Genomic DNA, 3440 nt, shown 5'->3' with positions numbered 1-3440 from the left:
ATTCAGTTCTTCCTTGCTTATAGAGGGAAGCTTTTCTTTCAGTTTCACTTCATCGCCATCATAAATCAGCTGCGCGACTTCCAGTTGACGGCCTTCAAAAAAATCCTGTGGTTCATATTCCATGTTTTTTTTGCATCCTTGCATCATGAAAACAGTAAACAGTAACGCCATGGCCATTATCAACTTGCTCATATTCTCCCCCTGATAGTGGCGACATCCTCGTCTTTCTGATCTTCAATCAACGTTATTGTCTGGTCTATACCGTGTTTATCGAGCAGGGTTCCTGTCCCACCGGCAAGAGTGTGCGGTATGCCAGCGGCATCAGGTACCGCCAGTGATGACCACTCTTTCAAGGTGAAAGGCAATGCTACGCCCCAGGGTTTTTGTAAAGAATCGGGCAGGGCATTTCTTATAAGCTCATAGTCACTTTCGCTATTAACCTCCTGTAACGTGGTTAACAGTTCTCCCTCAACTCGATAGGCTTGTATGTTCTTGACTGAACCAATCATCTCAGCTCCGTATTTCCCTAGAGTTCCATGATGGAGTCCGGCTGCATTAAACGTCCAGGCGGGTTTTCCACTGGTCATTGATGCAGCTGAGGCCATTCCCCCACCCAATGAATGACCAGAAATATCGACGCCGGAGGAGTTCTTTACTTGTAATCCTATTTTAACCGCCTGCTTATAATAATCTGATTTCGCCCCCATCCCCTGCGCGCCATTATTTATCCAGTCATTCACATTTTTAATTCCTGACAAATCGCCCCTAATGGCCTTTTTGGCGGCGCTGCCGATCCCCTCCGGGAACTCTGGCGCTCTTGATCCTCTGAACACGACCGTTGGGTTCATCTCTTTACCAAAAACAGTGCTATCAGGTTGATATACCCTTGCCAAAAAATCCGGAGATTCATCTCTATCGAAGAGCATATTTCTGTTTAGCCCAATTTTACTCAGGGCAGCATTATCGTTACTGATATCTTTCCAACCCTCGGGAACGCCGGGAGTCTCCTTTAGCGGATTCGTGGTCTTGTAGATATTCTCCGCCAGCTTTGCCTTCTCGACGGCGACATTGTTTGCCGCCAGGCGTTCCGAGGCGATTCGGGCGTCCGGGTAGATACTCCGTTGCCCGCGGCCAATGAGGTATTTTCGCTCCTGCCAGCGTTGCGCTTTGGTCAAGGGGCCAGACACGACCGGCTGTGAGGCTCTTCCACCTTGCGCCGGGATATCAGGGCCAAGGGCCGGTTTGGCCCGCGTGACTTGTGCGGGGAAGACGGACGGGCGCGCCCGGCGGCCACCGTAAGACTTCACGGCCTCTTCGTACCGCTTCACTATCTTGTCCACCGGGTAGTTGGGCTCTTGTCTCCCCTGCGGTATCAGGTAGCCGTCGATGTCGGCGTAAAATGGCCCCATCGTCGCCAACACGCCGGGCCGGGTTTCGACCGCTACGACAACGCCGCTCATCAGGTCGCTCTGCACTCTTGCGCGCAGGTTAGAGCTTATTCCGTTTTGCGTAACGCCGACTTCACGGCGGATCCGTTCGCCACCGCGAAAACCAGAAAAAAGCGACAGAATGTCATTGTCCGGCATGTATGAAAGACCGTGACAGGCGCTGGAAGGGCTGACTATACGGGGGAATTCATCAGGTGAAATAATATCATCGGCGATATACAGCAGTTTCAAACGGGAAAACATAGCGTGTCTCTTCCTTTGCTTGCTGCGTCTTGGCCTGTTCAGGCGGGCGCTCGCACTCCTTGCACTCGATCGAGCCCTGAGGGGGCATGTTATCGAACGGCAGTCAGCGGTAGCTAACGGCGCATAGGACACCAAATAAGGGATAATAACGGCTCAGGCCGATTTGTAAAGCCGGCCAACTATTAACCGGAAAGTTCTTGTTTTCCAAAGGCTGCTGCGGGTTTTTAACCCCGCCGATCAAACCGATAAACCAGCGCCAACGCCAGCGCCAAAATCAGCAGCGGCGGGGCGAGGGCGGTGAAGGGCGCGTTGAGGGCGAACAGCAATCCCAGGTTGAGGACGATCTGGTAAGCGATGTAGGTCAGCAGCCCGACGATCACGCCGATCGCTAACCGGCTGCCCATGCCGGGCGCACGCGGGGCGGTGAAGGTAAACGGGATGGCCAGCAAAATCATCGCCAGCACCAGCAGGGGCTGGCCGAGTTTTTTCCACAGCGCCAGGCGGTATTCGGTGCTAGGCTGCCCCGAGCCCTGCAGGTAATCGATATAGCGATCCAGCTGTTGGAGCGAGAAGCTGCCGGCCGGCAGGGTCAGCTCTTTCAGGCTCGGCACGGTGAACAGCGAGCGCCACGGCAGGCTGCTTTGCCGCTCAATCGTCTCCTTTCCGCCTTGCCAGCTTTTCTGCATCACGTTGTGCAGCAGCCAGCTGCCGTCGGCGGCGGTGCTGGCGCTGTCGGCGTAAAGGTAAGATTCCAGCGCGCGGTTGGCCTGATAACGGAAGATCTCAATGCCGTGGGGCTGGTCGTTCTCATCGACGGTTTTTACCGTCACAAACTCGTTGCCGCGCCGCGCCCACAGCGGGTTCACGGTGACGTCGTTATCGTTCGACTGCGCCAGGGCGTTGTTCTTCATTTGCAGCGCGCGTTGCTGCAGCGGCGAGGCGGCCCATTCATCGAGGGCGCCGAGCGACAGGTTCATCAGCAGCCCGGCGGCGAGCATCACCAGCGCAATGCGGAATATCGACATCCCGGCGGAGCGGATCGCGGTCAGCTCCAGGGTTTTAGACAGCTGCCCCAGCCCGACGATGCCGCCGAGCAGCGCGATAAACGGCCCCAGATCGACCAGGCTGCGCGGCAGGGTCAGCACGGTCACCAGCAGCGCCTGCTGCCAGCGGTAGCCGCCCGGGGTCACGTCCTCCAGCTCGTTGATCAGCGTAAAGGTGGTGAACAGCGGGATGAGCAGCCCGGCCGCGGCGGCGAAGCCGATGAACACGTTGCGGATCAGGTAACGGCTAAAAATAGTCATCGGGAGGGTTTCCGCAGCAGGGATAAGTCGCGCGCCAGCAGCAGGGCGATGCCGACAGCCATCGCCAGCGGCACCAGCCAAACGCCGGGGATCGTCGGCAGAGAGCCGTTGGCCACCAGCGTGCGGCAAATGTTGCCGCCGTAGAAAATCACGGTAAACAGCACCGTCAGGGGCAGCAGCGCGGCGTAGCGTCCCTGTCGCGGCTTGATGCGGCTAAAGGGGATCGCCAGCAGCACCATCAGCACGGTGGTCAGCCCGCGGCTTTCGCGCCATTGCAGTTCGGCGGCGTCACCCGGATCGGCGGAGCGCGCCAGCTCCGCCGGCGAGGCCGATTTGTGCCGGCTCTCGGCGCTGGGCACGAACGGTTTAAGCGCGATGTCAAAGTTGTCGTAGTTCTGCCCGTTGTCGTCGGTGCCCTGGCGATCCAGCACATAGGCGGTGCCGG

At 57.4% G+C, this 3440-nt stretch carries 3 protein-coding genes and 1 pseudogene; all 4 read right to left on the bottom strand.

Annotated elements, in window-relative coordinates:
- Positions 1 to 192 (bottom strand): annotated as a pseudogene (locus FUU19_RS16470) (ankyrin repeat domain-containing protein); the annotation flags it as partial.
- Positions 189 to 1691, bottom strand: coding sequence for a Tle-like phospholipase domain-containing protein (locus FUU19_RS16465; RefSeq protein WP_230490711.1), 1503 nt, complete (start codon positions 1689 to 1691; stop codon positions 189 to 191). The pseudogene FUU19_RS16470 and the gene FUU19_RS16465, both read right to left, overlap by 4 nt.
- A 224-nt stretch (positions 1692 to 1915) precedes the next feature.
- Positions 1916 to 2995, bottom strand: a complete 1080-nt coding sequence (gene lptG, locus FUU19_RS16460) for an LPS export ABC transporter permease LptG (RefSeq protein ID WP_230490712.1) — start codon at positions 2993 to 2995, stop codon at positions 1916 to 1918.
- Positions 2992 to 3440 (bottom strand): LptF/LptG family permease (locus FUU19_RS16455; protein WP_230507220.1); only part of this gene is annotated, 449 nt, incomplete at its 5' end. The genes FUU19_RS16455 and lptG, both read right to left, overlap by 4 nt.

It is taken from the genome of Serratia montpellierensis (genome assembly GCF_020858655.1).
Lineage (GTDB): Bacteria > Pseudomonadota > Gammaproteobacteria > Enterobacterales > Enterobacteriaceae > Serratia > Serratia montpellierensis.
The sequence above is the reverse complement of the archived record's forward strand: the minus strand, read 5'-3'. Positions and strand labels throughout refer to the sequence as shown.